At 35.7% G+C, this 19,904-nt stretch carries 18 protein-coding genes, 1 pseudogene and 3 riboswitches; of the genes and pseudogenes, 3 read left to right on the top strand and 16 right to left on the bottom strand.

Features of this window, described 5'->3' with window-relative positions; genetic code table 11:
* The first annotated feature begins 95 nt into the window (after positions 1-95).
* Positions 96-419: a DUF3889 domain-containing protein gene (locus tag ACQCPR_RS06925; protein WP_427138588.1), complete on the top strand. Its 324-nt coding sequence runs from the start codon at positions 96-98 to the stop codon at positions 417-419.
* A gap of 106 nt (positions 420-525) precedes the next feature.
* Here ACQCPR_RS06925 and ribH read toward each other — a convergent pair whose 3' ends face one another.
* From ribH to ribE, 3 genes and pseudogenes are all read right to left on the bottom strand, one after another.
* Positions 526-990, bottom strand: a complete 465-nt coding sequence (ribH, locus tag ACQCPR_RS06920) for a 6,7-dimethyl-8-ribityllumazine synthase (RefSeq protein ID WP_427138587.1) — start codon at positions 988-990, stop codon at positions 526-528.
* A gap of 36 nt (positions 991-1,026) precedes the next feature.
* Positions 1,027-1,614: pseudogene (gene ribB, locus ACQCPR_RS06915) on the bottom strand (3,4-dihydroxy-2-butanone-4-phosphate synthase); the annotation flags it as partial.
* A gap of 12 nt (positions 1,615-1,626) precedes the next feature.
* Positions 1,627-2,262, bottom strand: a complete 636-nt coding sequence (gene ribE, locus ACQCPR_RS06910; RefSeq protein ID WP_427138586.1) for a riboflavin synthase — start codon at positions 2,260-2,262, stop codon at positions 1,627-1,629.
* Positions 2,263-2,401: 139 nt separating this feature from the next.
* Positions 2,402-2,533, bottom strand: a riboswitch (FMN riboswitch).
* 188 nt (positions 2,534-2,721) lie between these two features.
* Positions 2,722-2,853, bottom strand: a riboswitch (FMN riboswitch).
* A gap of 207 nt (positions 2,854-3,060) precedes the next feature.
* Positions 3,061-3,192, bottom strand: a riboswitch (FMN riboswitch).
* 290 nt (positions 3,193-3,482) lie between these two features.
* Here ribE and ACQCPR_RS06905 point away from each other — a divergent pair.
* Positions 3,483-3,707, top strand: coding sequence for a hypothetical protein (locus ACQCPR_RS06905; protein ID WP_427138585.1), 225 nt, complete (start codon positions 3,483-3,485; stop codon positions 3,705-3,707).
* 60 nt (positions 3,708-3,767) lie between these two features.
* On the opposite strand, the gene ACQCPR_RS06900 is transcribed toward ACQCPR_RS06905, so the two are convergent.
* Positions 3,768-4,628: a YitT family protein gene (locus ACQCPR_RS06900; protein ID WP_093494514.1), complete on the bottom strand. Its 861-nt coding sequence runs from the start codon at positions 4,626-4,628 to the stop codon at positions 3,768-3,770.
* 217 nt (positions 4,629-4,845) lie between these two features.
* Between ACQCPR_RS06900 and ACQCPR_RS06895 the strand changes: the two genes are divergently transcribed.
* Positions 4,846-5,739 carry a 3-hydroxyacyl-CoA dehydrogenase gene (locus ACQCPR_RS06895; RefSeq protein WP_427138584.1) on the top strand — a complete coding sequence of 298 codons (894 nt, stop codon included), beginning with the start codon at positions 4,846-4,848 and terminating at the stop codon, positions 5,737-5,739.
* Positions 5,740-5,793: 54 nt separating this feature from the next.
* Here ACQCPR_RS06895 and ACQCPR_RS06890 read toward each other — a convergent pair whose 3' ends face one another.
* From ACQCPR_RS06890 to ACQCPR_RS06835, 12 genes are all read right to left on the bottom strand, one after another.
* Positions 5,794-7,263, bottom strand: a complete 1,470-nt coding sequence (locus tag ACQCPR_RS06890) for a protein adenylyltransferase SelO (protein WP_427138583.1) — start codon at positions 7,261-7,263, stop codon at positions 5,794-5,796.
* 585 nt (positions 7,264-7,848) lie between these two features.
* Complete coding sequence (locus tag ACQCPR_RS06885; protein WP_090562356.1) at positions 7,849-8,556, bottom strand: ABC transporter permease; 708 nt, start codon at positions 8,554-8,556, stop codon at positions 7,849-7,851.
* Positions 8,553-9,401 carry an ABC transporter ATP-binding protein gene (locus ACQCPR_RS06880; RefSeq protein WP_090562359.1) on the bottom strand — a complete coding sequence of 283 codons (849 nt, stop codon included), beginning with the start codon at positions 9,399-9,401 and terminating at the stop codon, positions 8,553-8,555. Before ACQCPR_RS06880 ends, ACQCPR_RS06885 begins: the two co-directional genes overlap by 4 nt.
* A 120-nt stretch (positions 9,402-9,521) precedes the next feature.
* The gene (locus ACQCPR_RS06875; RefSeq protein WP_427138582.1) at positions 9,522-10,532 is read right to left on the bottom strand and encodes a LytTR family transcriptional regulator DNA-binding domain-containing protein; all 1,011 of its coding nucleotides are present in this window, start codon (positions 10,530-10,532) and stop codon (positions 9,522-9,524) included.
* Between the two features lie 112 nt (positions 10,533-10,644).
* Positions 10,645-12,672 carry a TRAP transporter permease gene (locus ACQCPR_RS06870; RefSeq protein WP_427138581.1) on the bottom strand — a complete coding sequence of 676 codons (2,028 nt, stop codon included), beginning with the start codon at positions 12,670-12,672 and terminating at the stop codon, positions 10,645-10,647.
* Positions 12,665-13,180: a DUF1850 domain-containing protein gene (locus ACQCPR_RS06865; RefSeq protein ID WP_427138580.1), complete on the bottom strand. Its 516-nt coding sequence runs from the start codon at positions 13,178-13,180 to the stop codon at positions 12,665-12,667. The genes ACQCPR_RS06870 and ACQCPR_RS06865 overlap by 8 nt, the downstream gene beginning before the upstream one ends.
* 73 nt (positions 13,181-13,253) lie before the next feature.
* On the bottom strand, positions 13,254-14,243 hold the full coding sequence (locus ACQCPR_RS06860; protein ID WP_093494506.1) for a TAXI family TRAP transporter solute-binding subunit: 990 nt from the start codon (positions 14,241-14,243) through the stop codon (positions 13,254-13,256).
* A gap of 228 nt (positions 14,244-14,471) precedes the next feature.
* The gene (locus ACQCPR_RS06855) at positions 14,472-14,909 is read right to left on the bottom strand and encodes a RicAFT regulatory complex protein RicA family protein (RefSeq protein WP_090562374.1); all 438 of its coding nucleotides are present in this window, start codon (positions 14,907-14,909) and stop codon (positions 14,472-14,474) included.
* Positions 14,909-16,456 carry a tRNA (N6-isopentenyl adenosine(37)-C2)-methylthiotransferase MiaB gene (gene miaB, locus ACQCPR_RS06850; RefSeq protein ID WP_090562377.1) on the bottom strand — a complete coding sequence of 516 codons (1,548 nt, stop codon included), beginning with the start codon at positions 16,454-16,456 and terminating at the stop codon, positions 14,909-14,911. The genes ACQCPR_RS06855 and miaB overlap by 1 nt, the downstream gene beginning before the upstream one ends.
* A gap of 339 nt (positions 16,457-16,795) precedes the next feature.
* Positions 16,796-17,662 carry a 2-oxoacid:ferredoxin oxidoreductase subunit beta gene (locus ACQCPR_RS06845; RefSeq protein WP_090562380.1) on the bottom strand — a complete coding sequence of 289 codons (867 nt, stop codon included), beginning with the start codon at positions 17,660-17,662 and terminating at the stop codon, positions 16,796-16,798.
* A complete protein-coding gene (locus ACQCPR_RS06840) occupies positions 17,649-19,403 on the bottom strand; it encodes a 2-oxoacid:acceptor oxidoreductase subunit alpha (RefSeq protein ID WP_427138579.1) in 1,755 nt (584 codons plus the stop codon). Before ACQCPR_RS06840 ends, ACQCPR_RS06845 begins: the two co-directional genes overlap by 14 nt.
* Before the next feature lie 218 nt (positions 19,404-19,621).
* Positions 19,622-19,888: a stage V sporulation protein S gene (locus ACQCPR_RS06835; protein WP_090562386.1), complete on the bottom strand. Its 267-nt coding sequence runs from the start codon at positions 19,886-19,888 to the stop codon at positions 19,622-19,624.
* Positions 19,889-19,904: the final 16 nt, after the last annotated feature.

Genomic DNA, 19,904 nt, shown 5'->3' with positions numbered 1-19,904 from the left:
TACGTTGTATTCGATAATGTTTTAATAAACATGCCTCTTCATAGAATTATTTTCAACGAAAGACTCATCCTAAACAAAAGGAAAGGAGTTTAATCATGCAGAAAATAGTTATTGCACTTGGAATTATTACTTCTACCCAATTAGTTCCAGCACATATACAGTCGATTGCACCTACACAACAGGAAATACCTGCTTATGCTAAGTGGGGACAGCTAGCTATGAAAGAAGCTCAATCCAAATATCCGAATGCAAGTATTATTGACTACCTACATGAAGGAAAGGAAACTAAAGAAAGTTCTACAATTGAAAAATTTAAGTTATTGTTAAAAGATAGTGGTAAGGAATTTGGAGTATCTGTAAGGATTGAATATATTACTGATACTGATGAGCTTGTTAATATTCAAATACAAGAAAATTAGGATTTATTTTTAACATTTTTTTCTTATTATAATAAGGAATATTATTAGTAAACTAACCAATGACCTGTTGCGTTGGTCATTGGCTTCTATATTATTATCGCTCTTTTTACATTATCTTCAAAAGATTTGCCATCTCAATTGCTGATATAGCAGCATCGTACCCTTTATTCCCTACTTTTGTACCCGCTCGTTCAATAGCCTGTTCAATTGATTCAGTTGTAACAATACCGAAAATAATTGGAACTCCAGTTTGTAAACCTACTTGAGCGATTCCTTTTGCAGCCTCATTACATACATAGTCATAGTGTGTAGTAGCTCCACGAATTACTGTTCCAAGACCAATGACAGCATTATAATTATGTGATTCAGCCATTTTTTTTGCAATAAACGGTACTTCGAATACACCTGGAACCCATGCGACTTCTATGTTTTCTTCCTTTACGCCGTGACGTTTCAATCCATCTATTGCGCCATCAACAAGCTTTGCATTAATGAAATCATTAAAACGCCCTACGACAATACCTATTTTCAAATCTGTTCCGATTAAATTTGCTTCTATTGTTTTTACCATCTTATTCTCTCCTTAGTTACCTTTAATATTTATTAAGTAATTTGATAATTCTTCAATTGTTACAATCTTCACTTGAAATTGTTGGGCAAATTCCAGTAAATCTGGTAAGCGTGCCATTGTCCCATCTTCGTTCATAATTTCACAAATTACACCAGCTTTTGACGATGCACAGAGCATTCCAAAATCCACTGCAGCTTCTGTATGTCCTCGTCTTTCTAATACACCACCAGGTTTTGCAATAAGAGGAAAGACATGTCCAGGTCGCTTAAATTGTAATGCTCTTGCTTCTGGATTAATCACTTGCAACATTGTTTTAGAACGATCGAAAGCACTAATCCCTGTTGATGTGGTCTCGTGATCAATCGACACAGTGAATGCCGTTTGATGAAAATCTGTATTGTTAGAAACCATCGGATGCAATTGTAATTCCTGGGCAATTTCTTCATGAATAGGCATACAAATCAACCCCCGACCATACTTAGCCATGAAATTAATATTTTCTGGTGTAGCAAATTCTGCTAAGCAAAGAAAATCGCCTTCGTTCTCGCGGTTTTCATCATCAATTAAAATAATGATCTTACCTTGTTTTAAATCCGTTATTGCTTCTTCTATCGTATTTAGCATGTTATTATCTCCTTAAAAACCGTTCTGCTTTAGAAAATCTTGTGTAATAGTTGATTCCTTTTTATTTTTAACATATTGATACATATACTTTCCTAGCATGTCACATTCAATATTGACTAGTTCACGCTCTTTCTTCATCCCTAACACTGTCTCTTTGTTTGTATGGGGAATTAGTGAAATAGTTATTGTCGACTTTGTTATTTCAAAAATAGTTAAACTTGTGCCATCTACGGTAATAGATCCTTTAGGAATACAAAAGTGACTTACATCTTCTGGTACAGTAATATCAATATAAACTGCATTTGCAGTAGGTCGTTTCTTCAATATCGTACCTACTCCGTCAACATGTCCGGAAACGAAATGTCCACCAAAACGGCCATTTGCGCCCATTGCTCGTTCTAGGTTAACAGCTGACCCATTATTTAATAAATTGGTTGTAGTCGCATGAAACGTTTCTGGCATTACATCTACTGTAAATTCAGTTTGAGAAAATGTGATTACAGTTAAACAAACACCATTTACTGAAATGCTATCGCCCAATCTTATATCTTCTAAAATTCTGTCAGCTTGGATAGAAAGTTGCATACTGCTAGCACTTTTTCGAATGTTATTTACTATACCTTGCTCTTCTACAATTCCTGTAAACATTGTATCCTCCTTTACTAATATGTTTTGAGGAGAAATCAGAAGCTTCTTAAAAACAAAAAACTCCGCCCACAAAGGTGACAGAGGAAAATTAGGTAGATTCAAACAAGCCTTTTGTCAATATTTCTCAAAAAGCATCGAACTACTCCTTCTCCCATCCAGACTATAACTGTCGGCTTTGGAATCTCACCAAATCATGCGTTTTACGGCTCACAGGCTTCAAGATTGCTCTCTTACTGTCGATTGGGACTTTCACCCGACCCCGAAGGATAATTATTCAATTTTGAAAAGCGCTAGCTCCTATGTCAACCTTGCCAAGCGCTAGAAGAATTGCAATAAAGACGTTCTTTTCTGGACATTAAAAAACACATCCAGAATTCATTGGATGCGAGAGAAGTCATACTTTAATAAGCCCTTTTATACCGTTTTTTAGCATAACTAAAAAACCTACTCATTAGGCACTTATTCCTTCTCCCATCCAGACTATAACTGTCGGCTTTGGATTCACACCAAATCATGCGTTTTACGGCTCACAGGCTTTAAGATTGCTCTTTTACTGTCGATTGGGACTTTCACCCGACCCCGAAGGATAATTATTCAATTTTGAAAAGCGCAAGCTCCTATGTCAACCTTGAACGCGCTAGAAGAATTGCAATAATGGCAATCTTCGCCTTAATTGCTAAGTCTTATCCAGACATAAAAAAACACATCCAGAATTCATTGGATGCGAGAGAAGTCATACTTTAATAAGCCCTTTTATACCGTTTTTTAGCATAACTAAAAAACCTACTCATTAGGCACTTATTCCTTCTCCCATCCAGACTGTAACTGTCGGCTTTGGACTCTCACCAAATCATGCGTTTTACGGCTCACAGGCTTCAAGATTGCTCTCTTACTGTCGATTGGGACTTTCACCCGACCCCGAAGGATAAATTATTTAATTGGTCTAAGAATAACAAGTCCTTAAATTTTTTGCAAGTTATTCCGATTACAAACTCCTAACAAAAATTAAATCAGAAATCTAAAAGTCCGTCCACATTAACATTTACAATTGCAATGATTGCTTATTTTAGCCAGAACTATTCTGTCTTGAGTTTATTGTTATGAACACCTCTTCTTTTTAAATAGATATACTAATATGTTTACAACTTATAGAAGTTCTATATCTTTCAAATAATCATAAAATACATAGATTCTAAAATATAAAATAAGGGGAAATGGAAATGTATGCTGTTCATTTTATGGAGAAAAATATAATTGTTTTAACTCAAGTATTGAGAGATATACCTGTGGTCGAAGACAATCTAAAAATTAAAGGCCGAAAAGGCAAAGTGATTAGTGTCCAAGAAACCGAAGAAAATGGCATCCATGTACAAGTTGAATTTGAACAGATTGTAGATAAAAATAAAGCTGCTACAAAAGAACTTGGAAAGAAAAAACGAAAATAATTTTTGTATAATAAATACCCGTTAAATGACGATAGTTACTCATTTAACGGGTTTATTGTATTAGTGAATATCACGTTTTTTGAAGCTACCGCCTCTTACTTCTGCCACATCTGTGATCACAACAAAAGCACTTGTGTCCAATTCTTTAATAATCGTCATTAATTTGTTTTCTTCCATACGAGTAATTACACATGTAACAATATCCATTGTTTCATTTGAAAAACCGCCACGTCCACTTGAATATGTAACACCACGACCTAAACGATCTTGAATTGCAGAGCCAATCTTCTCAGATTGTTTACTAACAATACGTACAGATTTAGACTTTTCAAGACCAACTTGAATTACATCAATTACGATTTTAGCTATGTAATAAGTAGTAGCTGAATAAAGTGCACTTTCTAAACCATATATAAAACCTGCACCTACAAAAATAAACGCATTGATAAGTAAAATGATATCTCCTACTGAAAACGGTACTTTTCGAGATACAAGGACTGCTAAAACTTCTGCTCCATCAAGAGCTCCACCGTTTCGAAGGACAACCCCAATACCAACACCTAGCATTACTCCCCCAGATATTACTACTAATAAAGGATCCTTTGCACTTAAAATTGGCTCGATATGATGCAGTAAAACTGTAGAAATAGATAGTGATGCTATTCCAACAATACTCATTATTGCAAAGGTTTTACCTACTTGTTTATATCCTAAATATACAAATGGAATGTTTAATACAAATAGTAATACGCCAAGAGGAATATTAAATAAATATGTTCCCATGATACTAACGCCTGTTACCCCACCGTCAATAACTGAGTTTGGTATTAATACAGCTTCAAGTGCATAACCCGCAATAGCTGCACCTATTACGATTAAAATTATTCGTCGGGTTGTATCCGCTACTTTGTTCGTCTGCATACGCTTTTAAAACTCCTTTTTCTAAAAATTGAACCTAACTAGATTACTCTTTAATTTTAAAGATAAAAAAGCTATGTTACAAGTTAGAGTTCCTATAATTAGCCCTTTCTATATTATATAGTGTTTGTTATATTCATTTTGCTAAACTCTGCTTGAACATTCGCTTAAAGGGTATAGTAAAACGATTATACTTTTTACATTGGAGAGGAGATTGTAAATGAATTACGAACAAATTACTGTTGCTGGTAGTGGAGTTTTGGGAAGTCAAATAGCTTTTCAAACGGCATTTAATGGTTTTCAAGTTGCAGTATATGATATTAATGATGAGGCTCTTGACAATGCAAAAAATAGAATGATGAATTTAAAATTACGTTATAAAGAAGATTTAGGAGCTACTGACGGAGAAGTTAACGAAGCATATAATCGTATTTCTTTCTACACTGATTTAGAAAAAGCTGTAACTGAAGCGGATCTCGTAATCGAAGCAATCCCTGAAGTTGTACCAATAAAAAATAATTTCTATAAGGACTTAAGCAAAGTTGCACCACAAAAGACAATTTTTGCAACTAACTCTTCTACATTACTACCTAGCCAATTTGCCGAAGTAACAGGTCGACCAGGAAAATTTCTAGCATTACACTTTGCCAATGAAATTTGGATGAACAATACAGCCGAAATTATGAAACACCCTGGAACAGAGACACAAGTTTTTAATGACGTGATTAAATTTGCCAAAGCTATTGGGATGGTAGCCTTACCACTACAAAAAGAACAGCCAGGATATATATTGAATTCTCTACTAGTTCCTTTTTTAGAAGCTGCTCAACAACTATTAATAAATGACATTGCTGATCCGGAAACTATCGATAAAACTTGGATGATTGCAACCGGCTCTCCAAAAGGTCCATTTGCTATTTTGGATATCGTTGGAATTAATACCGCATACAATATTGCCAATGCAAAAGGACAATCTGGCAACGATCATTTCATTAAGTTGGCCAATATTTTAAAAACGGAGTATATCGATAAAGGCAAAACTGGCAGTGAAGCTGGAGAAGGATTTTACAAATATCCAAACCCCAATTATTTGAAACCTGATTTTTTGTCCTAATTTATTAGTACAAGCCTGTAAACTTAGAATGTTTACAGGCTTGTTTTAACTTTTTTAAGTACCGCAAAACGTTTTATACGGTCTTGAGGTATCAGGGGGTAGTGAAGTATAATCCATATGATCAGAACTATAATCGTATGGTTTTGAAATTACTTTAAGAAGGCTCTTTAGCACACTATAATCTTTATTATTCACTGCTGCTTCAATTGCTTCTTCTACCCGATGATTTCTTGGAATGACTGCAGGATTACTTTTCTGCATCAGCTGCTGGATAAATTCTTTAGACACATCTTGTTTTTCAAGTCTAGCTAGCCACTTCTCATACCATTGGTCAAAATCTTTTTTACCAAACAAAACAGTTTCCTCTAACTTATCAAGAGTCATCAATCGGAATGTATTAGTATAGTCTGCTCTGTATTTCTCCATAAGTTGAAGCAAGTTATCAATTAACGAAAGGTCCTCTTCTTCTATATTAAAAATACCTAGCTTATTCCCCATTCCTGTCAACCAGTATGTCTCATATTTTTCCGGAAATGCCCCTATTTTTTCTGTTGCAAGTTTGACTGCTTCTTCCTGGTCTTCATGAATAAGTGGTAATAAACTTTCTGCCAACCTTGCTAAATTCCAAGCAGCTATATTCGGTTGATTTTCATAAGCATAACGACCATGAGTATCGATTGAGCTAAATACTGTTTTCGAATCAAAAGTATCCATGAAAGCACAAGGACCATAATCGATTGTTTCACCACTTATTGTCATATTATCCGTGTTCATCACTCCATGAATAAAGCCAACAAGTTGCCATTTCGCAATTAAAGCTGCCTGATGCTCAATTACTTCCTGGAGTAATAATAGATAACGATTTTCTTTATCCAATAGTATCGGATAATGTCTCTCTATTGCATAATCTGCCAAGTCTTTTAAATCGTTTATACTTCCCCATTTTGCAGCAAATTGAAAAGTACCAACACGTAAATGACTAGAAGCTATACGCGTCATTACAGCTCCTGGTCCAACAGTTTCCCGCATAATATCCTCACCTGTAGTGACTACAGAAAGGCTACGAGTCGTTGGAATACCAAGTGCATGCATAGATTCACTAATAATATATTCACGAAGCATTGGTCCAAGTCCTGCTCTTCCATCTCCTCCACGAGAATATGGTGTTCTACCTGAACCCTTCAACTGGATATCAACTAGTTCTCCCGAAGGCTTAATATGTTCACCGAGCAGCAGAGCTCTACCGTCCCCTAACATAGTAAAATGTCCAAATTGATGCCCAGCATAGGCCTGTGCTAAAGGTATCCCACCTTCTATTGTGCGATTGCCAGCCAGTTCCTCAATACCTTGTCTACTTTCTAATGCTTTAGGATCTAGTCCTAACGTAGTTGCTAATTCTCCATTTAAGACAACAATTTTTGGGTTGCTAACAGGATTTACATTAATAACTGTATACATTAATTCCGGCAGATTGGTATAAGTATTTTCCAAGTTCCATCCTACTTTTATATTATCTTCTGTCATCGAATCTTCCTTTCCTTATTTGATAAGGCAATACTAGATACTTATTTTTATTATACCCTTACTTAGTCAAGATACGCTTCCATTGCATTTATACTTATCTTTCAAAAAGAGAATGCCCTATAAAAGGCATTCTCTCGGCTTGACGAACAAAGTATTTTTATAAACTGCTATGAGTAATAATAAATATCTTTAAAGTGGTTGCTTTATCTAAATAAAAGTATATATAGTGGAAACCTTTAAGGAGTTGTTTATAAGGCAAGGACCACCACGAAGACTCCTGTGGGAACAGTTTGAGCAGAAGACCCCGCAGGAAAGACATTGGTCGAACTTTGTTTGACCAATGTCTTGACGAGTAACCGCAGGAATATGTTTTCGCAGTGACGAGGAGGCTGAAGCCAAGCCCATGGAAAGCGAAGTGGTGGTCCTTGCCGATTTTAGTATACAACTCTATGCACCAAAAATTGAGTTTGTCTACAGTCTGAAAGAATGCCCTATAAAAGGAATTCTCTGTATATTTAAACAAATATTAATTGTTCAGGAACAATAAAGCCCCTACAGTTTGCTGATGCTTTATCATACTTAAAACTAATCCACCATTCGTTTTTTATATACAATCACAGTTAATATATATACGACCACAGTCCAAATCAGAATTATAGCCAGATTTGAAATTACATCACCGAATCCTGCTCCTTTTTCCACTTTTGTTGCAAGGTCAATTAGTTGAATGTTTGGCAAATATTCAACTATCTGCAATACTGGATACTTCTCTATCCAAACAGTTACAAATGATCCCATTGTAAAAACAGCAATAACAGGAAGAACTATTACAGAAGATTCCATAACTGATTTTGCAATAAGCCCTAATAAAGTTCCTAAACCTATGAAGAAAACAGATGAAATAACAATAGCTGTTGCAATGATTGCTATATTAGCTGGACGATATTCCGATAAATATGCACAGAAGAATGCAATAACAATAGTTAATACAAATGATAACAGGCTTTTTCCACCAAGAATTTCTAATGTACTGGCTGGGGATAGCATAAGTCCACGTAGTGTGTTCTTTTCTTTTTCTTCTGCTATCAAGCAACACTGGACGTATGTACCAACCATGGCAAACGTCATATTAATATTCATAAAATGAGCTTGTATTGTATCTAATCCCATACGGCCATATACAGCTGCTAAAATTAGTGGTAAGAATACCACGATTGAAACTGCTAAGTTTCTTGAGAAATCCTTAAAATCTTTTTGAAAAATTGCATTTACTCTCTTCCATGAAAACGTCATACCAATTCTCCTCCAGTCACTTTTACAAATATATCTCCTAAAGTTGGTTCATTTGAATGTACTGTTTGAACTCGATTCTCTTTCATAAGCTGGAACATTTCTTCTGCTCCCTCTGAATCCTTTCGTAGTACAACTTTCTCATTGTTCGATAATTCTACAGTTACTGTCCCATCTGCAAATTGTTTTTTAAGCTCTCCTGGTTTATCAAGAAGTTGAATTTTTCCCTTGTGAAGGAAAGCTACTCGGTTACATAAAACATCAGCCTCTTGCATGTCATGAGTAGTTAAGAATATCGTTGTTCCCCTATTATTTAATGCACGTAAGCCGTTATAGATATGTAGTGTATTTACTGGATCCAATGCAGAAGTTGGCTCATCTAAAAATAGCAGTTCAGGTTCATGTAATATTGCTCTAGCTAAATTGACTCGCTGCGTCATTCCTTTAGATAAAGTGGAAATCTTCTTTTTCCCAGCTTCCTTTAAATTGACAAAATCCAATGCCTCATCAACTTTAGAATTGGGTAAGTCATAAAGTTTGCAGTAAAGCTGAAGATTTTCAATTATTGACAGCCTTCCATATAATCCACTATTATCTGTTAGAACACCAAATCGTTTTCGAGCTGTTGGATTTTTCAGGACAGAAACGCTCTCTCCAAAAACGAAAGCTTCTCCTTCTGTTGCATTCAATTGTCCCGTTAAGATTTTAATAGTTGTCGTCTTGCCAGATCCACTAGGTCCAAGAAATCCAAAGATCTCTCCCTTTTTAACTTCAAATTGAACATCTTCAATTGCTTTAAAGTTTGAATAATATTTTGCTAGACCCTTCACTTCGATTGCGTTTTCCATTTAAAAACCTCCTAATTTTTTGGTTGAGCATTTTTGTATGAACAACCTAAGATTAAGAGATATTCTCATTAAAAACCTTATATTTCAGGTGAATGGAGTTAAATTTGGGGTGAACGGAGCTTATTTTAGGCCCAACATTCCTTTTAAATCAGTCATTTTCGTCTTTGAAAGTGGTATAGATGATTTTTCCGAATCATCCAGAACTAAACTGTAACTATTTCTAGTCCATGTAATTACTTCGCGCACTTTTTGTAAATTCACAATATAAGATCTGTGACAGCGAAAAAATCCAAAGGGTAATAATCTTTCTTCTAAATCATTTAACGTAAATGCACACGGAAAACTTTCTCCCTTATTATGCAAAAAAGTTTGTCCCTCAATACTCTCTATATAATCGATTTCTGGTGGATCAAATAATACAATTTTTTCATTAACCTTAGTTGGTATTTTTTCAAAACGAATAGGTTGAACAATCTTGTCTTTATGTTCATTTCCTGTTTTCGTATTTGAATCATTTTGCGTATCCACCTCTAAGTGAATTGGATGAAGTCCTTTTTCATCCAAGCGGTATATTTGATCAGAATAAGCTATAGCACTTTCTACTTGCCCCGTCAAAATAAGAATTGTTTTCTGTGACGAACTCAGCATTTTAAGTATATTGATAAAGATTTTTTTCGATTCAATATCTAGATTTTGATCGGGTTCTTCCATTATGTATATGGCAGGATTTTGAATAAGTATATGTGCAAGTTGAACACGTTTCTTTTCAGAATATGAAAGTTCTTTTATTCTCTTATTTTTTTTGCTTTCCAACTGCACAGTCTGTAAAACTTCTTCAATTGATTGATCGGATTGATGAATACGATGGAAAAATTGTAGAGATTCCTTCACTGTAAGTCTTTCATATTCCCCTTCACGTAAGAAATAAAATCCTAGTTTTTGCTCGGGACCAATTTCTATACTGCCTTTCGATAGGTTGGTTTTCCCTAATAATATGAATAGCAGTTGCTCACGAACATTGACGTTTGTACATAACGAAACAATTTCACTTTCATTAATAGTTAAGTTAAACTCCGGAAAAAGTATTGCATCATTCATCTGCTTTTCAGCTAGTATAAATTTCATTGACATGTAAAAAACCCCAATTCTATCTATCTTAACTCTATTATATAAAAACACGAGCCAAAATGGGCTCGTGTTTTACTTTAAATTTATATTATTTTACTTAAGAAGAGATGAAATTTTAATGTGCTATTGCTTCTGGATTATTCTTACCCTTAGTAAACAATTGAATTGCTAATAGGATTGCAAAGATAATTAATCCGGCAATATCTGAAAAACTTTCTGGGTAAATCAAAAGCAACCCAGCTCCAACTGCAAATATTCTTTCAATCCATGTTACCTTGCGATACCAATATCCAATCATTCCTGCACCAATTGCAATCATTCCGGTAATTGCGGTAAATACAACCCAAATAACTTCAAGGAATGTCGTATCTATCATGAGTAATGCAGGCGAGAATATCACCATATATGGAATGATAAATGCTGCGATTGCTAATTTAGCAGCCACAACTCCAGTTTTAATTGGATCTCCACCAGAAACCCCTGCTGCTGCAAATGCTGCAAGTGCAACGGGAGGTGTAATATCTGCAATAATACCAAAGTAAAATACGAACAAATGCGCAGATAAAGCGACAACTAATGGTACTGTAGCACCTGCCGGCATATCAAGCATCAAAAGTGTGATGATAGCTGGTGCAGCAATCGTTGACGTAATTACATAATTGGCTGTTGTTGGAGAACCCATGCCCAAAACAATAGATGCTAGCATCGTAAAGAATAGAGTTAGGAAAATATTTCCACCTGATGCAGAAATAAGACCATTTGCCAGACTAAGTCCTAATCCAGTTTTTACAACTACTCCAACAATAATTCCAGCAGCAGCGGTTGCCGCTGCAACTGCTAATGCAGTTCTTGCTCCATCAACTAGAGCATCTATTATATCTTTAAAATTCATTCTGGTTTCTTTATCAATTGCACTGAATACTACGGCAGCAACAATTCCCCATAATGCTGCTTGCATCGTTGGTACTCCTATAAACATTAGAACAATAATCGCTATAATTGGTATTAATAAATATAACTTTTTCAAAACTTCTTTGCGATCTGGCATTTCTTCTTTTGACATACCTTTTAGTCCAACACGTTTTGCCTCAAAATGTGTCATAATCCATATACCAGCAAAGTATAAAACTGCTGGTATCGCTGCTGCTTTTGCAATTTCCCAATAAGTAATACCACCGATAAACTCTACCATTAGGAATGCCGCTGCACCCATAATTGGGGGCATTAATTGCCCACCTGTAGACGCTGCTGCTTCTACTCCACCTGCAAATTCCTTTCGATAACCTAGCTTTTTCATCATTGGTATCGTATAAGAACCAGAAGTTACTACGTTAGCAACTGAGCTTCCTGAAATAGTACCCTGTAACGCACTGGAGAAAATGGCAACCTTTGCAGGTCCCCCAGTTAAACGACCTGCAAGTGTTACCGCTAAGTCATTGAAGTACTGCCCAACTCCGGTTTTCACTAGGAATGATCCAAATAGCAGGAAGACAAATATAAATGTAGCAGATACACTAATCGGAGTACCTAAAATTCCATCTGTTGTAAAGAACATTAGATGCACTAAACTGTTTAAATCTTGCCCTCTGTGCGCTAAGAAACCTGGAAAATACGGTCCGAAGAATGCATACACTAAGAAAACAGTAGCGATTATTGTAATAGGTAACCCGACAGTACGGCGAGCTGCTTCTAAAGTTAATAATATTGCTAAAGCACCTACTATAAAATCTAAATCTGTCATTGTTCCTACTCGAAAAACTAATTCTTGATATTGTATAGGCCAGTAGAGACCTACTCCAATAGATAATATGGATAAAAGATAATCATATATTGGAATTTTTCTTTTTCGGATAGATTTTTTCATTGCAGGGAACATTAAGAAAATAAGCGATAATGCAAACCCTAAATGTATTGACCGTTGAATATAAGCTGTAAATTGACCTTCAATAGCTGTATAAAGTTGAAATAAAGAAAATGCTAATAATCCAAAGAAAATTACCTTCTTCATAATACCATCTACAGATCTTGTATTAGATTCAGGATCGTATTTCTGTAAGATGGCTTGCTGTTCTTCTTCCGATAACTGTTGAAAAGATTCTGTTTCTGTCGATTCGCTGTTCGGTTTTGATTGTTTTTCAGTCATTCATCTTAACTCCTTTCCATTGTTCATATAGAGATACTTTTTTTACTTTAAATTCATAAGCTTTACTACGTTTTAACAATTTTTTTAAGTCATAATCCTTTTGTTTATATTTAAATATTAAATCCATATCAATATCGGCAACAAAAAGCGTAAAGGAATCGATAACTTTATCATCGTAGGAAAGTTTATAGATTCCATCTTTCTCTTCAAAAGTTTGCCCTTCTTCTGCGTGTCCAGGCATTCCAATTGCTAAATCCTCATACATCATTGATATTAATTGAATTTTAGAATCCTCTGTTATTTTATAAAGTTCTATTACGTCACTTTTATGTATAGAATGTGTGAATATAATTTGGAAGTCTCGTACATCCTCAATCCGTAAATAATATAATTTAGGATCGTCACTTCTAGTTTCAGTAAAAACAAATACTTGTTGATATGGAAAGAAAAATGAAATGCCAACTACGCATAAAAGGACTATTATTCCAAACACCTTAAGAAACCGCATTTCTTTGCTCCACCATTCTTTCAATAAAAAAGGGACATGTAAGCAACAGCAACATGCCCCCGAGCATTTAATTTTATTTATTTACTTCATCAAAATACTTTTGAGCACCAGGATGAATTTTAATTCCAATACCTTCTAGCCCAGTTTCAGGTTTAATAAATTGACCTTTTGGATGAGTAATACTACCAGCATTATCATAAATTGCTTTTGTCATTTCATAAACTAAGTCCTCTGGTAGCTCGTTAGTTACAGCTAGCATTGCTAATACAGATACTGTAGGTACTTCTTCAGTTAATCCATAAGTACCTGATGGCACTACATCTTTAGCGTAATATGGATATTTTTCGATTAGCTCATCAGCTTTTGCATCTTCTACAGGAACGATTACTACATTAGCAACTGCGTTCAACGCTTCTACAGCCCCAGTTGGAGTTCCCGCAGTAATAAATGCCGCATCAATTTGACCAGCTTGTAAACTATCTTGTGATTCACCAAAATCTAAGTTTTGTGGTTCAATATCGTCCATCGTTAATCCATGAATTTCAAGTAGTTGTTCTGCATTTGCATATGTTCCTGATCCAGGAGCACCTACAGAAATTTTCTTACCTTTTAAATCATCGAATGACTTAATACCAGTTTTGTCCGTAGTTACTAATTGAACTGTTTCTGGATATAGTGCACCAAGTGCAGAGATTGTATCTACTTTATTGTCCTTAAACATTAACTCTCCTTCTGTTGCATAGAAAGCGATGTCTGTTTGAGTGAATGCAATTTCTGCAGTCCCCTCTTTTAGTGCTGTCATATTTGCTGCTGATGCTTGTGAAACCTCAGCTGTAGTTTTAATCCCAGTTTCACTGCTGATTAATTCCGCAAATGTTCCCCCAAGTGGATAATACGTTCCTTGTACTCCACCTGTTAATAAGCTCAAAAACTTGTAGTCTTCTTTTGTTTTACCAGAATCTCCATCTGACGATGAATCCCCTTCATTTGAGCCACATGCTGCAAGTATTAATAAAACAAAAATACTTAGTATGCTTAATAGCTTAAACTGCTTTTTCTTCATACAATTTCCCCCTCATATATATATTCCCAAAGTACATAACAATTTTAACACAAAAGTTTAACAAATTGCCAACCAATTATGCATTTTCAGTGTTTTTATAAAAGTATAATACTAGTTTTCTTTTCAGTACAGAACTATTATTAACCTAGTTTTGAAAGACTCGGAACAAGCAATTAAAGGCATCCATTTAATCCTTTCAGATTAAATGAATGCCTTTTAAAATAAGTATTATGAACAACTATCGTACGTTGTATTTTTTACTTTTGATCCTGTTTCGCCTCTTAATAGGTCACCATCAGTTGCTTCAATAATTTGATTTGTTACGTTATTAGAAATTGAATTTGCAACTAGTTGTAGCAGACTATTTACGTCACCTTGTGATTGTTTGAATTGTTGTACAATCGGTAGACTATCAATTTCTTCCTCGATTGCTGAAATTTTACCCTCAATTAGTGTAAGAGCTTTTTCTTTCCCTAAATGCTGAAAGTTGACAGCTTGTTTTTGTAAGCTTTTAAGACTCGCTATTTTTTCGCGTACCTTTGTATTTTCATTGATTTGCTCTTCGGCACGTTTGAAGAATTCAACTTCTTCTGTATTTGCAATCATAGTTGCAATTTCTTTTGCTTTTTCAATAATTTCGTCTCTAGTATATTTTGTTGTAGACATTATACTCCCACCTTTTGCTCGATTGTTTCATTTACTAGTTCCCCAGTAAGTGACCATGTTTTTGCTTCTGTTATTTTCACTTTAACTATTTGGCCAATAATATCTTTAGGACCAACGAAATTAACTAGTTTACTTTTACTTGTGTAGCCTGCAAGTACATCGGGGTTGTTTTTACTCTCACCTTCGACTAAAACTTCCACAATTTGTCCAGCATGTCTTTTCATAGCTTCAGCTGACATATCATTTACTAACTTATTTAAACGCTGCAGTCTTTCCTTTTTCACTTCCATCGGTACGTTATCTATCATTTTTGCAGCTGGAGTACCTTCCCGTGGAGAGTAAATATACGTATAAGCAATTTCGAAACCGACTTCTTTATATAGTGATATTGTTTCTTCAAATTGTTCATCGGTTTCATTTGGGAACCCAACAATTATGTCGGTTGTTAATGAAACATTTGGGATAGCAGCTTTTATTTTACGAACAAGTTCTAAATAATGCTCTCTTGTATATTTACGAGCCATTATTTTAAGGATATCCGATGATCCAGATTGAACTGGAAGATGAATATGATCGACTAAGTTTCCGCCTTTTGCAAGCACTTCGATTAAGTGATCATCAAAGTCCCTAGGATGACTAGTCATGAAACGTATGCGAGCTACGTCAATCTTCCGAAGGTCATCCATTAGATCACCAAAGCGATAATCTAGATCTTCAAAGTCTTTTCCATATGCATTTACATTTTGACCAAGCAATGTTACTTCCTTGTACCCTTGCGCCGCTAGATGTCTAATTTCTTGGATAATATCTTCCGGGCGACGACTGCGTTCTTTTCCACGTGTATATGGAACGATACAATATGTACAGAATTTATCACAGCCATACATAATATTAACCCATGCCTTAATCGAACCCTTACGTACTCTCGGCAAGTTTTCTATAACGTCTCCTTCTTTAGACCAAACTTCCACTACCATTTCTTTAGAAAGGTAAGCCTCGTTTAATATATTAGGAAGACGGTGAATATTATGTGTACCAAAAATCATATCTACTTGATTGTAAGTTTTTAATATTTTGTTGACAACTGATTCTTCCTGCGACATACAACCACAGACGCCGATTAATACATCTGGATTTTTTTGTTTTAAATGCTTAAAATGACCAAGCTCACCAAATACTTTGTTTTCAGCATTTTCACGAATGGCACAAGTATTTAGTAAAACAACATTTGCATCGTCTACAGTATCCGTAGGTTCATATCCTAGTTGCATGAAAATGCCTGCCATTACCTCTGTATCATGCTCGTTCATTTGACAGCCATAAGTACGTATATAAAATTTTCTATTTTGACCCATGCCTTTAAATTGCTCTGCAATAGCAAAGTCGTTGTGGTATTCTACCTCTTCTTTGCCACGTTTCTTCGCATCTTTTAATGATGGTGGAGTATAGACTGCTTGAAAATATTTACTATAATCCTTCTCGGACTTTTTATCCAAAGAGCTAGCTTCCTTCACTTGAGTACTTTGTAAACGTGATTCCTCGTTCATAAGAACTCTCCTTTCCTTCATTCGTGAAAAGTACGAATATCCCTCCTATTATACTGAATAGTTCTCTAATGCCACAAGGCTTTCAACTTAAAATTTCTTATTTAGACAAATTAAGCTCATATAATTGGTTTATTGAGGTTGGGTGGGAAATGTTATGGGCTATTTCTTCATGTTTAAGGTCTATCCAAGCATACTTAAGAGCTATAATCTGTCTATTAAGGGCTAGCATTGATTTTATGGGCTATCTTCTGCTTGTTATGGGCTATTTTTTAATATTTATGGGCTTTCGTTCGTATAAAAATAGCCCATGAACATTAACGGTTCATGAGCTCAGTTATATCACATAAAGTCTTGAATTAAAGCGTTGAATTCCTGTTCACTCATCTTCAAATTTTGATCGACAAGTGGGGTTGGTGCATAACCAGGAACTTGTTCTTGGTAGGATGGGGCGTTTTCATCTTGATAAATAATACCTGTAACAAGACCTTCTGTTTCCATTACTACTTTCATAGCTTCTTCTCTGTTAGTAGAGTCATATCCTTCGACAGCAGAAAGCTTTGTTAAATGTTCTTTAAACCAGTCATAAGTATTTACCTTATTGTAAGTTACGCACGGGCTAAATACATTGATGAACGAAAATCCTTTATGATTAATGCCAGCTTCGATAATTGCAGTTAGCTCTTTAATATCAGAAGAAAATCCTTGCGCTACAAAAGTAGCTCCAGAAGTTAGGGCCAGTTCTAATGGTTGAACAGATGGTTCAATTGCTCCTCCAGGAGTTGACTTCGTTTTAAAGCCCTCTGCTGAACGTGGGGATGTTTGCCCTTTTGTTAAACCGTAGATTTGGTTGTCCATTACAACATAAGTTATATCGACATTACGACGGATGGAATGAATGGTATGACCCATCCCTATTGCAAATCCATCACCATCACCACCAGAAGCGATAACATGTAAATCTTTATTTGCCATTTTTAATCCCTGCGCAATTGGAAGTGCGCGACCGTGAATACCATGGAAACCATATGAATGAATATATCCAGAAATACGCCCAGAACAGCCGATACCCGAAATTACAGCTAAATCATGTGGTTGAATGCCAACATTTGCTGCAGCACGTTGAATTGCTGCCTGCACCGAGAAGTCACCACAACCAGGACACCAGTTAGGTTTTACATTATTACGAAAATCTTTAAATGTTACCATCTGTTAGCAACTCCTTTACTTGTTTTGCAAGCTGTAATGGTAAAAATGGTGTGCCGTCATATTTTGTTACACTTACCAATTTATCATGACCGCCAACATTCATTTTAATGATATTTGCCAATTGACCAGTTGCATTATTCTCTACTACTACTACTTTTTTCGCTTTTGCAACTAGTGAGTGCATTTCTTCCACTGGGAATGGATGAATTAAACGAATCTGTGCATGATTTACTTTTATATCACTTTCAATAAATGTTTGTTGTAATTCTTCTAGCACCCCTCTAGTAGAGTTAAAGCCAACAAATAGTATATCCGCTTCTTCGTAAGGTGCGTTTACGTATACCGGCTCTTTGAAGTTAATATGCTTAAGCTTCCCTAAACGTTTATCCATTTGAGCTTTACGATTTGTTGCTGCCTCAGATGGTTTACCTGTTTCATCATGCTCAACTCCAGTTACATGGTGAATAGCATGCTCTGTACCCGGAAGAACACGTGGTGATACACCATCTTCCGTTACTTCATAACGCTTGAAGTAAGATTTATCTTCAGCTACAGGAATTTCATCATTTTCTACTAATTTACCACGACGGATTTCAACCTTAGAATAATCAAATGGCTCTACTGTTTGTTTACCTAATGATAGTTGTAAATCGGATAAAATAATTACTGGAAGCTGCAATTCCTCTGCAATATTGAAAGCTTGAATAGTATCATAGAATGCTTCTTCTCCAGTACTTGGTGCAATAACCACCTTTGGAATTTCTCCATGTGTTCCATAAATCATTTGCATTAAATCGGATTGTTCTTGTTTAGTTGGTAAACCTGTAGAAGGTCCCCCACGCTGTGTATCCACAATTACAAGTGGTTGCTCCGTCATACCAGAAAGACCGATTGCCTCCATCATCAATGAAAGCCCTGGACCTGCTGATGCTGTAAATGCACGAACACCACCATAGTTTGAACCAATTGCCATTGTAGCAGCAGCAATTTCATCCTCTGTTTGTATAACAGATCCACCAAATAATGGTAGTTTTTTAATCATATATTCCATAATTTCCGATGCAGGAGTAATCGGATATGCAGCCATAAAGCGAACACCCGCTGCTAATGCACCAAAAGCAATCGCATCATTTCCTATCATAAACATCCGATGTTTTCCATCAGCAGGCGCAATTTCCCACTCACCAAGACGATCTCCCAGTTGCTCAGCCATTGTTTCAAAGCCCTGCTGAATAGCTTGCATGTTTTTTTCTACTACTTCTTGTCCCTTTTTACCAAAAATTTCATCCACTACCCCTTGGAATACTGCTTTATCCAAGTTAAGTAGTGCGGCACTTGCGCCAATTGCTACCATGTTTTTCATAAGAGATGTTCCAAGTTCTGCCGCTACCTCTGTGAAAGGAACAATATACATTGGTGCCTTACAATCTTCAGGTGCTACTGGTGAGAATTTCGCATCTGCCAAAACTACACTTTTTTCCGTTAACTCTTTGTAGTTGACATCGATTGTTTCTTGATCGAATGCTACTAAAATATCTAAATCATCTGGAATTGTACGAACTTGCGTTGGACGTACACAGATTTTATTGTTTGTATGGCCACCTTTAATTCGAGAAGAGAAATGACGGTATCCGTACAGATAGTATCCTAGGCGGTTCATCGCCATTGAGAATATTTCTCCTGTACTTTCTATACCCTCTCCTTGCTGCCCTCCTACTTTCCAAGAAAGCTGTTGCAACATATAAACATCTCCTTACTATTCGACTAAATACTAATTTCCTTCATAAGTTTATCATGAACTAGCAGTTATCACTATGTATTCCCCGTATTTTTATAGAAATTCAGACCTTTGACGGAAACGTAGTGTCACAAATTATACGAAAAAATTCTATAATCCATTTAGTTAGTACTAATTATTAAAAAGAGAGGTCGCCTACTATAAAAGTAGGGACCCCCCGTCTATTTTGCTTTTTTTTCAACAAGTAACTTTAAAGCTGTTCGATCTTCACCAGATATGACAATATCGGTGAAGGCAGGAGAACAAGTTAGGTCTGTTCCACTTGGGGCTACAAATCCTCGGGCAATTGCTATCGCTTTGATAGCCTGATTTAATGCTCCTGCTCCTACTGCTTGCATCTCTGCATACCCTTGTTCTCTAATTACTGCAACTAATGCCCCAGCAACTGAATTTGGGTTTGATCTGGAAGATACTTTTAAAGAATCCACTATCATTTCTCCTTTT

The sequence above is a fragment of the Psychrobacillus psychrodurans genome, from assembly GCF_050209195.1.
In the GTDB taxonomy this organism is placed as follows: domain Bacteria; phylum Bacillota; class Bacilli; order Bacillales_A; family Planococcaceae; genus Psychrobacillus; species Psychrobacillus psychrodurans.
This window is presented reverse-complemented; position numbering and strand designations above follow the sequence as displayed.